Source organism: Paenibacillus sp. FSL K6-2862 (assembly GCF_038005125.1).
GTDB lineage: Bacteria > Bacillota > Bacilli > Paenibacillales > Paenibacillaceae > Paenibacillus > Paenibacillus illinoisensis_A.
The window spans coordinates 372,762-385,860 of record NZ_JBBOSN010000001.1 but is presented as its reverse complement, the minus strand read 5'-3'; the positions used below and the strand labels follow the sequence as shown (position 1 = coordinate 385,860).

Annotated in this window: 14 protein-coding genes; 9 read left to right on the top strand and 5 right to left on the bottom strand. The window is 48.2% G+C overall.

Going from position 1 to position 13,099, the window contains the following annotated elements; translation table 11 throughout:
* Window positions 1-48 precede the first annotated feature (48 nt).
* The 3 genes from MHB82_RS01875 to MHB82_RS01865 all read right to left on the bottom strand — a co-directional run bounded on the left by MHB82_RS01875 (window position 49) and on the right by MHB82_RS01865 (window position 3,687).
* A complete protein-coding gene (locus MHB82_RS01875; protein ID WP_341173674.1) occupies window positions 49-1,155 on the bottom strand; it encodes a Glu/Leu/Phe/Val family dehydrogenase in 1,107 nt (368 codons plus the stop codon).
* A gap of 153 nt (window positions 1,156-1,308) precedes the next feature.
* The gene (cdaS, locus tag MHB82_RS01870; protein WP_341173673.1) at window positions 1,309-1,935 is read right to left on the bottom strand and encodes a sporulation-specific diadenylate cyclase CdaS; all 627 of its coding nucleotides are present in this window, start codon (window positions 1,933-1,935) and stop codon (window positions 1,309-1,311) included.
* A 180-nt stretch (window positions 1,936-2,115) separates the two neighbouring features.
* Window positions 2,116-3,687, bottom strand: a complete 1,572-nt coding sequence (locus MHB82_RS01865) for a DUF6359 domain-containing protein (protein WP_341173672.1) — start codon at window positions 3,685-3,687, stop codon at window positions 2,116-2,118.
* A gap of 168 nt (window positions 3,688-3,855) precedes the next feature.
* Between MHB82_RS01865 and MHB82_RS01860 the strand changes: the two genes are divergently transcribed.
* The 3 genes from MHB82_RS01860 to MHB82_RS01850 all read left to right on the top strand — a co-directional run bounded on the left by MHB82_RS01860 (window position 3,856) and on the right by MHB82_RS01850 (window position 5,128).
* Window positions 3,856-4,152 carry a hypothetical protein gene (locus MHB82_RS01860; protein ID WP_341173671.1) on the top strand — a complete coding sequence of 99 codons (297 nt, stop codon included), beginning with the start codon at window positions 3,856-3,858 and terminating at the stop codon, window positions 4,150-4,152.
* 147 nt (window positions 4,153-4,299) lie between these two features.
* Window positions 4,300-4,455: a hypothetical protein gene (locus MHB82_RS01855; protein WP_170948240.1), complete on the top strand. Its 156-nt coding sequence runs from the start codon at window positions 4,300-4,302 to the stop codon at window positions 4,453-4,455.
* A gap of 124 nt (window positions 4,456-4,579) precedes the next feature.
* Window positions 4,580-5,128, top strand: coding sequence for a GNAT family N-acetyltransferase (locus tag MHB82_RS01850; RefSeq protein ID WP_341173670.1), 549 nt, complete (start codon window positions 4,580-4,582; stop codon window positions 5,126-5,128).
* Between the two features lie 81 nt (window positions 5,129-5,209).
* Here the strand turns inward: MHB82_RS01850 and MHB82_RS01845 are convergent, their stop codons facing one another.
* Window positions 5,210-5,983, bottom strand: a complete 774-nt coding sequence (locus tag MHB82_RS01845; protein WP_249281211.1) for a Crp/Fnr family transcriptional regulator — start codon at window positions 5,981-5,983, stop codon at window positions 5,210-5,212.
* Between the two features lie 376 nt (window positions 5,984-6,359).
* Between MHB82_RS01845 and MHB82_RS01840 the strand changes: the two genes are divergently transcribed.
* The 6 genes from MHB82_RS01840 to MHB82_RS01815 all read left to right on the top strand — a co-directional run bounded on the left by MHB82_RS01840 (window position 6,360) and on the right by MHB82_RS01815 (window position 10,567).
* The gene (locus MHB82_RS01840) at window positions 6,360-6,788 is read left to right on the top strand and encodes a GAF domain-containing protein (RefSeq protein ID WP_341173669.1); all 429 of its coding nucleotides are present in this window, start codon (window positions 6,360-6,362) and stop codon (window positions 6,786-6,788) included.
* A 109-nt stretch (window positions 6,789-6,897) separates the two neighbouring features.
* On the top strand, window positions 6,898-7,548 hold the full coding sequence (locus MHB82_RS01835; RefSeq protein ID WP_095361637.1) for a response regulator: 651 nt from the start codon (window positions 6,898-6,900) through the stop codon (window positions 7,546-7,548).
* The gene (locus MHB82_RS01830; protein WP_095361638.1) at window positions 7,541-8,650 is read left to right on the top strand and encodes a PAS domain-containing sensor histidine kinase; all 1,110 of its coding nucleotides are present in this window, start codon (window positions 7,541-7,543) and stop codon (window positions 8,648-8,650) included. The genes MHB82_RS01835 and MHB82_RS01830 overlap by 8 nt, the downstream gene beginning before the upstream one ends.
* A 273-nt stretch (window positions 8,651-8,923) precedes the next feature.
* On the top strand, window positions 8,924-9,418 hold the full coding sequence (locus MHB82_RS01825; RefSeq protein WP_095361639.1) for an Lrp/AsnC family transcriptional regulator: 495 nt from the start codon (window positions 8,924-8,926) through the stop codon (window positions 9,416-9,418).
* Between the two features lie 12 nt (window positions 9,419-9,430).
* On the top strand, window positions 9,431-10,018 hold the full coding sequence (locus MHB82_RS01820) for a chromate transporter (RefSeq protein ID WP_341173668.1): 588 nt from the start codon (window positions 9,431-9,433) through the stop codon (window positions 10,016-10,018).
* A gap of 3 nt (window positions 10,019-10,021) precedes the next feature.
* On the top strand, window positions 10,022-10,567 hold the full coding sequence (locus tag MHB82_RS01815; protein WP_095291571.1) for a chromate transporter: 546 nt from the start codon (window positions 10,022-10,024) through the stop codon (window positions 10,565-10,567).
* Window positions 10,568-10,679: 112 nt separating this feature from the next.
* Here MHB82_RS01815 and MHB82_RS01810 read toward each other — a convergent pair whose 3' ends face one another.
* Window positions 10,680-13,052, bottom strand: a complete 2,373-nt coding sequence (locus MHB82_RS01810; RefSeq protein WP_341173667.1) for an Ig-like domain-containing protein — start codon at window positions 13,050-13,052, stop codon at window positions 10,680-10,682.
* Between the last annotated feature and the right edge of the window lie 47 nt (window positions 13,053-13,099).

Genomic DNA, 13,099 nt, shown 5'->3' with positions numbered 1-13,099 from the left:
ATCTTTTTAACGCATTCAGCTGTATGAAACTCATGGTTCCTCCTGGACTTACCCGCGCAGTCGGCGGGCACTCAGTGCGTGATGACCTTGCTGGAGGAAGGTGCTGCGTGTATTCTTCATCAGCTCAATTCGGCGTTCAGCCAAACGGTCTGCGGCGATATACGTGGCTATGCCCTCGGTACGGGAGGTTTCGAAAATTTTCTCCAAACTGGTGTAAATTTCTCCGATTTTGCTCCAAGCACGCTCCGAGTTATAACCATTCAATTCGTCCGCGATGTTGATGACTCCGCCTGCATTAATGACGTAATCCGGAGCATAAACGATACCTCTCTCATGCAAAATGTCACCATGACGTGGTTCCAGCAGCTGGTTGTTGGCGCAGCCTGCAACCACTTTGGCTTTAAGCGTTTTGAGTGTATCATCATTAATCGTTCCACCCAGTGCACACGGTGCATAGATGTCACATTCGGCGCCGGTAATCTCCCCCGGATCAACAGCCGTTGCCCCGAAGCGATCCACTGCTTGCTTCACGGAATCCTTGTGAATATCCGTCACAATCAAGCGGGCACCTTCCTCGTATAAATACTTGCACAGACTCATGGCTACGTTGCCGACACCTTGAACGGCAACGGTTTTACCTTCCAGCAGATCCGTGCCAAAGGCCTCTTTGGCCGCTGCCTTCATCCCCCGGTACACTCCCCAGGCCGTAGCAGGAGATGGGTTCCCGGACGAGCCGTAGCTTGGCGATATGCCTGTTACATAATCCGTTTCCTGATAGATCAGGTTCATGTCTTCCTCCGAGGTCCCCACGTCTTCTGCAGTTACATAACGTCCATTCAGACCTTGAATGTACCTGCCGAATGCACGGAACATCGCTTCATTCTTGTCGCGGCGTGGGTCACCGATAATCACAGCTTTACCGCCGCCAAGATTCAAGCCGGATACGGCATTTTTATATGTCATTCCACGCGAAAGGCGCAGTGCGTCTTCTATAGCAGCCTCTTCAGAAGCATACGTCCACATTCGAGTACCGCCGAGTGCAGGGCCTAGTGTTGTATCGTGAATGGCGATGATCGCCTTTAACCCGGAAGCTTTGTCCTGACACAGGACCAGTTCCTCATAATCATGATGCTCCATTACTTCAAACCAACTCATGTTTAACCGTCTCCTCCAACCATTTTTGCGAGTAAATCACAAGGCTTCTGTATCTTCGCCATCCTCTATTGTACCTAGATAATCTCAGAATGTGCAAAATCACATCACGATGTAAGACGAATACGAAGCTAGGAAGCCTCCTGTCGCTTATCGTTAATGAATGGTCTCAACGACATTAATGGGATGCAAATCCCCGTCCACGGCAAAAGAAGCTTGTCCCGTTTCCTCGGAAACAACCAGCACAACGGCATCTGTCAATTCACTTAGCCCCAGTGCGGCACGGTGGCGTGTTCCCATTTTACGTTCCCCAGCTGCAGCCTGGGACAGTGGGAGCACATTGCCTGCGGAGACGATCTGGTTGCCGCGGATCAGAACTGCCCCGTCATGCAGCGGTGCACCGGGGATAAACAAGGATTCAAGCAGCGCATGGGTCACTCGCGCATCCACAGCAACACCCGAATGAATGATAGGTTCCAGAGGAATTTCACGTTCAATAACGATAAGAGCACCATATCTGCGATCAGACAGATGCTGTACGCTTGCCGTCAGCTCAGCGAATTTTTCGGTGAAGGGAGACAGGTAACAATCCAGATAAAAGGAAGAGGCGAGCACCTCAATCTGCTTGATCTCGGTACGAATCTCAGCGAATTGTGCGAGCAGACAGACACTGTCATTGTCAAAACGGGTTAATGTCCGATTCATGCGATCCGCTACACGATGCAAATCTTCCTTCAGCCTCTGTCTCATGGACGAACTGTCACAGTCTACTTGCCGGGTCATTATTTACCGCCTCTCCTTCTGGATTGATGCCAACATAGTTAACCTATACGTTTCCCGCGGTACGATTCATTTATACCAATCAGACCCTTGCCCTGTTTCATCAAATAGGAAAAGCCTGTTTGCAACGTTAGCGTCACAAACAGGCTCCAGTACAGCTAAGCAGCTCTCTAAGATTCTACCTTAAGGTGTAACGGCGCCATAAGAACCTTTCTTGAACGTCGTTGGATCGTACCATTTATATCCTGCAGCCGGAGCAGACCATGGCTCAAGCTGTGGTTCGGTGGAGTTAGCCGGAGTCTCTATGGCAAGCAGGTTCGTCGGTGTGTCCAATGTCAGGCCAGATACCTGCGACAGACTCGTATAGCTTTCTTTTACCGCAAGCCATTTTACGGTGTTGACCAGGAAGGTGCCATCGTCCACTTCCTTGAATCCATCATAGGTTTTCTTGGAGGCCCCCGTCTCTTCTCGCAAATATTTCGGAGTCGCATCTTCCACCGGTGAGGAATCGCCGATAAATGCTGCTTTGCCTGCGCCTACCTTTGCAATGGCTGCATATGCACCTTCGGCACGCCCGCCGCCATTGTACACGCCCTGATCCACGGCGCTGCCCCATTTGGATACACCGCTTGGCACATAAACCAATCCCTTGGCTTTGTTCGGATCAATGATGGCCAGGGTAGATCCGGCATGCATCGCCACCGCATTTACACCACTTGTAATTCCAAATGACTGTGATGGAGCCACAATATCGGTGGCATTTACGTCACCCAGTGCATTGTAGCGGAACCGGATGCCGAAGTTGCTTGCCAGCCAGTCAGAGCTCGTAACTCCCTGCATCGCTGGAGATTCGGCTTCTGCCGAGGACATGCCTTTGGCCGGATTCAGAAAAGCTCCACGCCGGTATCCATTAAACACTTCGGAGGAGTCCCAGCGGTTTTTGTTTCGGTCTGCATTATAGTGATCGGAGATGAAGAAGACGCTGCCCCCGTTCTGTACATATTGCAGCAGGGCAGCCTGCTCCGTTGCTTTAAACGGCACGTTGGCTTCGCCAATGACGAAGACATCATATTCTTTTAATGTATTGTAGGTGATGGCCTGCTCACCGAATGTATACGGGATACTGCGCTCAAGCTGATCCACGGCAAAGCCTGCGTTTCTAAGCCCGTTCGCAAAGTCTGAAAATGCCCCATCAATGATCCAGTCCGCTGCTCCAGCTGTTTGGGCATGGGTATTATCGAACAACACCTTCTTGCCTGTACCATCTGGCAGTGTCGTCCCTGGGCCCGGTTCAGGGTTAGGATTGGTTGTTCCGGTAGAGAGTGTAATGGAGGTTGGGTTCTTGAGTCCTGCATAGCTGTTGTATGCACCAAGTGTTCCGGTTACGATGACCTTTTTGCCTACAAGGCTCGGATTGGAAGCAAGTCCATACTGTGAGCGGAATGAAGAGGAAACTTGTACGTCCAACAATTTTGCGTTGGCCTTCTCTGACGGAGAATCCGCAATCAGGAAGTTAAAATCATTGGCGTAAGGAGATGTAAACTTGGCTGTAAGTGAGCCGGTAGCATGTCCAACAATATAACCCTCTACCGTCGCCGTTCCTCCACCACTCTGAGCAGCTATAGCCTGCGATACAGTAAGCGGTGCTGCCGCAGCTTGTACCGGACCCTGTGAACCTGGCCCCAGCAGTGCTGTTGCCGTCAGAATGAAAATTAGGAATGCCCCGATCCAGTGCTGCCATAACGCCTTCTTCATGTTCTCCTTCTCCTCCTCAGATTTACCTTTTAATGGGTTGTCCACTTTAATTTAATCCTTCACATGATGAATTCCTCTTTGTTTATGTAAAATTTTTGAAAAAAGTTTGCTCCGTTGCGCAACTGCCCATACTGTTTACCAAAAGCATGATAAAGGAGAACATGTACCATGAGATTTCTATTTTTGCTGCTTCTAATCATTGTCCCACTCGTGATGGTTTTTCTAGCTCTTCGTTCCCGAACGGTCATAAAGTGTTTTCATGCCTTGGCTCTTATATGTTTCTATAGTGATGCCACGGTCATTGCCGGAGATGTGTATGCCACAAATGCACATATGACTACATTTACAACCGAAACTCATCATTTTCTGCTGAATGGCTGGTTCCTCTATCCGTCGGCTTATTTGGGCGTGTACATTCCGTTTCTGTTATGGATAAGCCTTTTTTCGAAAAAAAATAATGATTAATTGGTTTCTCAACATTGCTTTTTCGCTGTGTTCGTAGCATAATACATGTATACGTGATAATGATTATCATTCTTGAGGTTGTCTCTTATTTACAATTGAACTTTACATGAATTACCGATCATATAGCTAAAGGGGAACGAACATCAAATGAATACAACACTGCAAAAGACTTCACTGCAGCTTGACGATTATCTGGATCTTCTGAACCTGGCCATCACCTTGGGTGATACGAAGTGGCAGAAGGAAATCGTCCGCAAATTGGCTTACACTTATCCTGCAGTTCCATGCAAACAACCACAATAACAACCTTTTCAATAACTCATGAGCGATTCAGATCTGAATCGGCTTCATGAGTTATTTTTTTGTTATAATGATCCAATCGATACAGGTAAAATGAACTTAATTATCGGCCAGGGGAGTGAATGGCATGTTAGCAGAGACAGAACGACTGATTTTACGAGAGATTGGCTTGGACGACTGGGAAAGTATACATACGTACACCGTTTCACCTGAAGTAACCAAGTACACAGCTTGGGGACCCAACACAGAACAAGATACAACTGCGTACATCGAACAGGTTCTGCAGTCGCAACAGGAACACCCTAGATCCCAATATGACCTTGCTGTCTGCCTGAAAACAGACGGAACACTGGTCGGCAGCGTTGGCATATACACGGAGGGAACCAATGCGGAGATGGGTTATGTGATGAATCCACAGTATCAGGGTAGAGGCTATGCCGCCGAGGCAAGCCATGCGCTGCTGGGTTTGGGCTTCAACACCCTTGGTGTACATCGGATCTACGCCAAATGCCGGCCGAATAACAAGGCATCTGAGCGAGTCATGCAGAAGATCGGCATGGAGTACGAAGGCCTGATGCGGGAGCATTGGTTTTACAAGGGAGCATTTCACGATTCGTTGCTCTATTCGATCCTCGCCAGGGAATATGCTCAACTCCAAAAAGCTGATATCGGTTAATACCGACATCAGCTTTTTTCTTCTCCGTAACGACCCCAATCGCCAGTGAAGATTGATCTGTGATCCATGACTATGGTGAAACTAAAGGCGGCATAACTCTGCTGGACAGCTCGGAAACGTAGGACACCCACACATGCAGCGCAATGCGGCTAGATCGCGAATCATCAGTTTGCCATCCAGTGTGTCCAGTGTACCCTGTTCTTTCCAGGCCCCCAGCATCCGTGTAACACTCTCCCGAGTAGCTCCAATCATCTCCGCAAGCTCCGTATGGTTCAGCTTCATCTCAAGTACGATCCCCTCAGGAGTGATTTTGCCATACGAGTTGCTGGCACGGATCAGTGTCGAAGCCAAAGCCCCAGCTTTGCCATAGAGCAGCAGATCCCGGAAACGCGATTGGGTAATCCGCTGTGAAAGTGCCATCCATTGCAGGAATTTCAAGGCAAGGTCCCCATGTTTGCTAAGCACGCTTTCCAGATCACTGAGCGAGATGATCGCGAGTTCGCCTTTCTCCGTCATCTCTGCACTGTAGCTGTGATTCTGGCCGCCAATGCCACCAAATTCCCCGATCAGGTCCCCTTTTTGCTGAATCGACAAAATGATTTCCTTGCCATCTTCCGTCGATTTGGTCATTTTCACGCGTCCCGAACGAATGTAGTACAGATATCCGGCTTCATCGCCTTCCAGAAAGAGACTATACCCCGACTTCACCCGTTTGGGCTGCATTTTGTCCTCAATCCAGGCCCACTGTTCAGCTGTTACGAACGAAAGTATTCCACCTGTCTCTCGTGTCATTTTGCTTCCCTCCGTTTTACGTTCTGTCGCTTGGGTTGTTCTTTCTGTAAATATCGTACCCATCACTTTCGTCCCCCTCGTGTTTCCTTATGAATCTATCTTATCGCGAAACCGGCGTGAACGTTATCGGGGGATTACCTGAACCTGGCTGAGAAATTCCCTGAATTTGCTGTGAGAAAAGTCACATCCTATGAGGTCATACACATATTTCGATATGGTAAAGTTTCTTGCTGTGTACGGATTGAGGCCGTACGTTAATTAAGATCAGTATTTTGCAGAACCGAAATAGGGGGATTCCCTGAATTACAACTCAGACGAATGAGACTACAATAGAACTACCGTATAAACTTATATTTCAGGACACCTTGGTCAAAGGTTAAACATATCCATGTCACCGAGTCTAATCTAATGGTGTAATTCCAAAAAGGAAGTGTCTCTCATGCACGATGAACTCCCTTCCGGCATTCAGGAGATGATCAATAATCTGCGCCTAAACACATCCACCGATTTTTGCGGACTGGCCTATCTCTCGGGGTCCATGCTGCGCTGGAAGTACACTTCTGGCGCAACCAATGATCGCGTTACACGGATGGAGATGCGCCCCGGACATGATCTTGTGGGCACTGCTCTACGGACAGGCCGTACGTCCCTGTCGGATGAAAGTACCACAAACGCCAGTACACCTGGCCGTTGTCCGTTGATGATCGCAGAGCGGCTGTTATGCGCCATCGCTGTGCCTGTGTTTCTGGAGAGCAGCGTCCCTGGTGCCGTGCTGCTTGTTGGCAGCAGGCAGCCATGCACGTTCTCACCGGACAAGGTCAGGGAAGCAGAGCTAGCGGCCGGAGCAGCTGCAGCCATTCACGGATAAGCAGGCCCGGCGAACGCGATGAAGAAAAGCTATTCAGAGATTAAACCTCTGGGTGGCTTTTTTTGGTATCATGAAGACAGAACCAAGAAGCGGACAGGGGGAATATGTAGTGATTCAACTATTGGTTGTGGACGATCATGTGGTTGTGCGTTCCGGGCTGATCGCTCTGCTCGACGGCAAGAATGATATCCGGATCGTGGGGGATGCAGCAGATGGTGACGAGGCCATTGCCAAGGCACAGGAATTGAAACCGGATGTGGTATTGATGGATTTCAGCATGCCGCCAGGCAAGGACGGGTTGACTGCTACGGCAGAATTGAAAAAGTTAATGCCTGACGTGGCCATTTTAATTCTGACCATGCATGATGATGAAGAGTATCTGTTCCGTGCAATCCATGCCGGAGCTTCAGGATATATTCTCAAAAGCGCACCGCACGAGGAACTGCTGGCAGCCATTCGCTCTGTAGCAGAGGGGAGTGCGTATCTGTATCCCAGTGCCACCAAACGGCTGATGAGTGAATATCTGGACAAATCCAAACAGGAAAACGCCGGGCCGTATGACACACTTTCCGAACGGGAGAAAGAGATATTGTCCTGGATCGCCAAGGGTTACGCCAACAAGGAAATTGCCGAGCACCTGGTCATCAGCGTCAAAACGGTCGAATCCCACAAAAGCAACCTGATGGATAAGCTGGGCCTGCGGACCAGACCTGAACTCGTCAAGTTTGCCATGAAAAAGGGGTTGCTGAACTTTGAGTAGCGCACGTGAGAACAGACTTAGCGGACTGGCCGAGCAGCCTGTACTGCAGCTGCTGGATGAACTGGACAATCATATCACCGATGATGAATTCCGCAGCAGGCTGAAAGGCTCGCTGCATCAGCTAAGCGATCTGAAGTTTGCATTGGATGAATCCTCCATCGTTGCCCTCACGGATCGTAAAGGGAAGATACAGTATGTGAACGATAAATTCTGCGAAATTTCGCAATATGACCGGGAGGAATTGATCGGTCAGGACCACCGGATTATCAATTCGGGATACCACGGTAAAACGTTTATGAAAACCCTGTGGGAAACCATTTCTTCAGGGCGAGTATGGAACGGAGAGATTCGTAACCGTGCGAAGGATGGCAGCCACTACTGGGTGAATACAACGATTGTGCCTTTTCTCGATAATGACGGAGAACCATATCAATACCTGGCAGTACGCAGCGAAGTGACGAAGCTGAAACGGGTCGAAGCTGAATTGCAGACGATGATGACCCAGGTCATGAACATTCAGGAGGAGGAGCGCCGCCGGATATCCCGTGAGCTGCATGACGGAATCGGACAGAGTCTCTTCTCGCTCGTGATTCAGATCGATCAGCTGCTGGCTGACAAGCCTCATTCCGGCGTGGAAGCGCTGCGTAAGCAAGTCACGGGGATTATGGAAGAAGTCCGTGGCATGGCCTGGGAGCTCAGACCTTCCGTGCTGGATGATCTGGGTGTCGTTCCGGCCATCCGGACTTACATTGAGAACTATACCCGCCACTACGGTATCGAAGTCGATCTGGAATGCAACCTGCGCAGACGGCTGGAGATGAATCGGGAGATCGCCATGTACCGGATTATCCAGGAGGCACTTACCAATGTCGCCAAGTATGCCGATGTTGCCGAAGCACAGGTGACGGTGGAAGATTCCCAGGAAGGCACAGTCGTAACAATTTCGGACCAAGGCGCCGGATTCAATGTACAGACAGCAGGTCAGGGCGTCGGACTGTTCAGCATGGAAGAACGTGCTCGTGGAGCAGGAGGGACGTTAACATTATCGTCTGAGCCTGGTGAGGGTACAAGCATTACGTTTCACCTTCCCAGAGGTGTATAAAATGGAACCAATGTGTGTCTAGTCCTATACGCATAATCTACAGTATAAAGAAAGAGAGCTGCTCGCGGTTTTATTCCAAGAGCGGCCTTTTTGTGTTCAAATTTTGGTGCCAATGACAAAATGAAAGCCTGGAATCGGATAAATTCAATATAATGGATAAATAGGTTGACTCCAATTACGATTCGTCATTAAAATATGAATGCTGCATGCAAAATGCATTTTTGAAGGTTTACATTTTATATCTATATAGAGAACGAAAAGGATGGATCAATCATGTCAGATAAACGCTCCTCTAAAGGAGGAGAAATCCCGCAAATGTACAACCTGGACGCGATCGATCGGAAAATCATAGCCGCCCTGCATCAGAACAGCCGTATATCCTATACGGATCTGGGCGCACAGATTGGACTGTCACGTGTAGCGGTTCAGGCTCGCATCAATGCTTTATCCGAAAAAGGCATTATTGAACGTTTCACGGTTGTTATTAACCCGGGTAAGGTTGGGCTTCAGGTCTCTGCCTTTTTTAATGTAGATGTGGAGCCGCCCTTCCTTGATGAAGTGGCTGAGAAACTGGACGAGGAACCGGCGGTCACCAGCCTCTATCATATGACGGGACCAAGCACACTGCACATGCACGGCATTTTTGCGGACATGGAAGAGATGGAGCAGTTTCTGCTGGAGAAGCTCTACAAGATGCCTGGCATTGTGAAGGTCGAATCACAGTTGTTATTGAAACGATATAAAAGCCGAATGGGCATGAGACTGTAGGAGGAAAACAGCATGAGTTGGAAAGATTACACCGGTCTCGTTACGGGTATGGTACGAACCGGGATATTAGGTTATGGCGGTGGTCCTTCGGTTATTCCGTTGATTCGTTATGAAGCCGTCACCCGTTATCAATGGGTTACTGATGAGGAATTCGGCGAAATTTTGGCCATAGCCAATGCCCTGCCTGGTCCGATTGCAACCAAAATGGCTGCTTACCTCGGTTACAAAACCAAAGGCGTGCTCGGTGCCATCGTGTCCGTACTGGCACACATTTTGCCCACAAGCATTGCCATTATCGCCCTGCTTGGCTCCATGTACGCATTACGTGAGTCGAAGATCGTAGCAGGCATGGTAGCGGCTGTGCGCCCCGTGATCTTTGTGATGCTGGGCATGATGGCTTATGAATTCGCCAAAAAAGCATGGTCCGGACTCGGCAAAACCTTTGCCATCCTGTTTGGTGTCATTGCGTTTGTGTTATTGCAGCTGCTGAATATTCATCCAGGCATTGTTATTGCAGTCTTCCTGGGTTATGGCGTATTCCACCTGGATCTGGTTCAGCGCTACAAGTCCAAACGCAGCTCCGACAAGGAGGTGTCCTAAACGATGCTTCAAACATGGTGGGAATTGTTTTGGGGATTTTTCGTAGCCAATATTTTGGGATATGGGGGCGGTCCTGCTTCCATCCCGCTCATGCAGGAAGAAGTGGTGAACCATTATCAGTGGATGACCACAGAGCAATTCGGCGATGTACTCGCCATCGGGAATGCGCTCCCTGGTCCAATCGCTACCAAGATTGCCGCATTTGTCGGTTATCAGGTGGCCGGGTGGTTCGGAGCGTTTATCGCCAGTTTTGCCACGATTGTACCTTCTGCTGCCGCACTAATCCTGCTGCTTCGTTTGCTTAACAAGCATCGTACATCGCCGAAAGTCAAAGGAATGACGCTGCTTGTGCAGCCAGTTATTGCAGTGCTTATGATTCTGCTCACATGGGAGTTCGGCCAAGTATCCACTGATTCCATCGGGATCTGGCAGACACTGATCATTGCAGGGATCTCCTTATGGGTCATGACCAAGACCAAACTGCATCCAGCTATTTTAATTGTTATCGCTTTTGCTTATGGTGCCTTGGTTCTGTCTCATACGATGTAATCCGTTGATGGAGAAAATATAATTGTTTATACAAAAAAACGGTGGTGTCAGCATCCAAGCTGGCATCACCGTTTTCCCGTTTACATCTCACCTTTAAGGCAAGTTTTAAGTTTTATTTCGCTTCAACAACGATGGTCACTTTTGTTTTCACGCCAGCATAACTCACCGTGATTGTCGCTTTACCTTTACCGTTAGCCTGGATGATACCATCCTTCACCGACGCTGTTGCAATACGGGAGGACTTCCAGAGTGCCGGTTTGGAGACATTTGCTTCACTGCCATCTGCATACGTTGCCGTTGCTACCACGGTAACCTTGTCCCCTGGTTTCATGGTCAGGGTAACTTTATCGGTTTGTAGATATTTCAATGTGTCTACATCGATAGCCACAGTTACGGATTTGCTGCCGTATTTGGCTGTAACTTTCGCTTTACCTGAACCAACCGCTTTTACTTTTCCTTTGGTTACCTGAGCTACTTTGTAGCTGTTGGTTTTCCATTCGGCTTTGTCGGTTACATCGCGTTCGCTACCGTCGCTCAAATATGCAGTAACCGTCAGCTGTGCTGTATCACCTGATTTCAGGGAAAGAGCCGGTTCAGAAGCTTCAATGCGGGAGATGACGTCAACTTCAACCTGAATCGTCACTTTTTTGGAACCATACTCAGCTGTGATGTTTGCTTTACCACTGCTATTTCCTGTAATAACACCCTTTTTCACATCCGCTACGCGCGAATTGCTGGATTTCCAAGTCGCTTCGGATGAAACATCCTCAGTCAATCCATCTTCATCGGTCGCTGTCAAGACGATCTGTTGTGTTTCCTTGGCAGACAGTACTACGAAGTTTACATCTGCTTCCAGACCACTAGCCATGCCCACTTCAACAGGTAAAGTCAGTGTTTTGCCTTCAATTTTTGCCGTAATGGTAGCCTTACCTGTTGCAATACCTGTCACTAAACCATTACTGTCTACTTCAGCAATCTTTTCACTGCTGCTGCTCCACTCTGCATCTTCCGAAACATCTTTGGATGTGTCGCCATAAACAGCCAGTACTTTGGCAGAGAATGTACCGCCGACAGCTACTGAGGCTTTTTTCTTATCCATTTCATACTTGTCCGGAACGTCTACATTCACTGTAAACTTAACAGTTTTGCCACCGTAAGCAACAGTAACAGTTGCAGTACCCGTTTTATAAGCAATCAACTCACCATTCGATACATATACCACGTCCGCATTACTGGATGTCCATGTAGCTTTGGAAGTTACGTCTTCTGTGCTTGCATCAATGTATTCTGCACTTGCTTTCAATTGCTTGGTCTTATTATCACCGGTAACACTCATTGCGAGCTTGTCATCGACATCCTTGATATCAAGGTATCTAGCTGTATCAACATCAACGGCAATCTCTACCGTTTTGCCGCTATAGGAAGCCTTGATTGTTGTTGATCCTGCGCTTACGGCTGTAATCTGACCTTTAAACACAGTTGCAACTTTCTCATTGCTGGAAATCCAAGTAGCCTGATCTGTCACATTCACATCACTGCTGTTTGGATAGGAAGCCGTTAACACCATGTTGGCTGTTTTATTGGACCCACTCAAGCGGAAGAAAATACTTTGTTTCTCCACACTCAGTTTACTTGTCAGATCTACGTCCACATCTACAGATACGGATTTGGTTCCATATTTAGCAGTGATTGTGGCGGAACCTGCGGAATACCCCGTAATCTCACCTTTTAACACATCTGCGACTTTCTCATTACTCGACGTCCACTCAGCCAGGTCAGTGACATCTTTGGTCGTGCCATCAGGATAAGTCGCCGTTAATTTAACATCTTCACTTTTGTTCAACAGCAGATTAACCTGCTTTTTGTCTACATCTACACGTTTAACAACCTCAACGTTAACATCTACTGTTACACTTTGACTGCCTACTTTTGCTGTAATAACAGCTGTACCCGCACTTTGTCCGGTTACTTTACCATTTACTACGGTTGCCACTTTCTCATCACTAGTAGACCACTCTGCCATTTGGGATGCATTCTTGTTGGTATCATTGTCACTGTACGTAGCGGTAAGGATAATATCTTTAGTATCCCCTGTGCGCAAATCCAGTGTCTGTACGTTTTTGGAGAGTGCTTTTACCTTTTTGGTAACCTTTACTTGAACAGTCTGGCTCTGATTCTGGTACTCTGCCGTAATCGTGGCTGTACCGTCCTTTTTGGCCGTAATTGCGCCATTATATACAGTTGCTATCGAAGTATCACTACTGCTCCAGGATGTATTAATGGTTACGTTAGTTGACGTATTATCCGAGTATACACCTGTTACCGTAACAGAACTGGAATCCCCCACTTCGAGAGACATCTCATTTTTGGAAACCACTATTTTGGACAGTTCCTTATCTGCCGCAGCGGCCAAGCCTACGTTGGAAATACTCAGCACGAATACCAGCATCATCACCATGTACTTGGTCAATCTTGGCTTTAACATCATTTCCCCCCGATTATCATCATTTTTTTCCTTAATTTTAATGTCGG

Excerpts from the sequence above, each read along its gene's own strand:
- MHB82_RS01815 (WP_095291571.1), top strand. The coding sequence starts at position 10,022 with ATGCTTCAAACATGGTGGGAATTGTTTTGGGGATTTTTCGTAGCCAAT.
- MHB82_RS01825 (WP_095361639.1), top strand. The coding sequence starts at position 8,924 with ATGTCAGATAAACGCTCCTCTAAAGGAGGAGAAATCCCGCAAATGTAC.
- MHB82_RS01860 (WP_341173671.1), top strand. The coding sequence starts at position 3,856 with ATGAGATTTCTATTTTTGCTGCTTCTAATCATTGTCCCACTCGTGATG.
- MHB82_RS01845 (WP_249281211.1), bottom strand. The coding sequence starts at position 5,983 with ATGGGTACGATATTTACAGAAAGAACAACCCAAGCGACAGAACGTAAA.
- cdaS (WP_341173673.1), bottom strand. The coding sequence starts at position 1,935 with ATGACCCGGCAAGTAGACTGTGACAGTTCGTCCATGAGACAGAGGCTG.
- MHB82_RS01810 (WP_341173667.1), bottom strand. The coding sequence starts at position 13,052 with ATGTTAAAGCCAAGATTGACCAAGTACATGGTGATGATGCTGGTATTC.
- MHB82_RS01875 (WP_341173674.1), bottom strand. The coding sequence starts at position 1,155 with ATGAGTTGGTTTGAAGTAATGGAGCATCATGATTATGAGGAACTGGTC.
- MHB82_RS01820 (WP_341173668.1), top strand. The coding sequence starts at position 9,431 with ATGAGTTGGAAAGATTACACCGGTCTCGTTACGGGTATGGTACGAACC.
- MHB82_RS01865 (WP_341173672.1), bottom strand. The coding sequence starts at position 3,687 with ATGAAGAAGGCGTTATGGCAGCACTGGATCGGGGCATTCCTAATTTTC.
- MHB82_RS01855 (WP_170948240.1), top strand. The coding sequence starts at position 4,300 with ATGAATACAACACTGCAAAAGACTTCACTGCAGCTTGACGATTATCTG.
- MHB82_RS01840 (WP_341173669.1), top strand. The coding sequence starts at position 6,360 with ATGCACGATGAACTCCCTTCCGGCATTCAGGAGATGATCAATAATCTG.
- MHB82_RS01850 (WP_341173670.1), top strand. The coding sequence starts at position 4,580 with ATGTTAGCAGAGACAGAACGACTGATTTTACGAGAGATTGGCTTGGAC.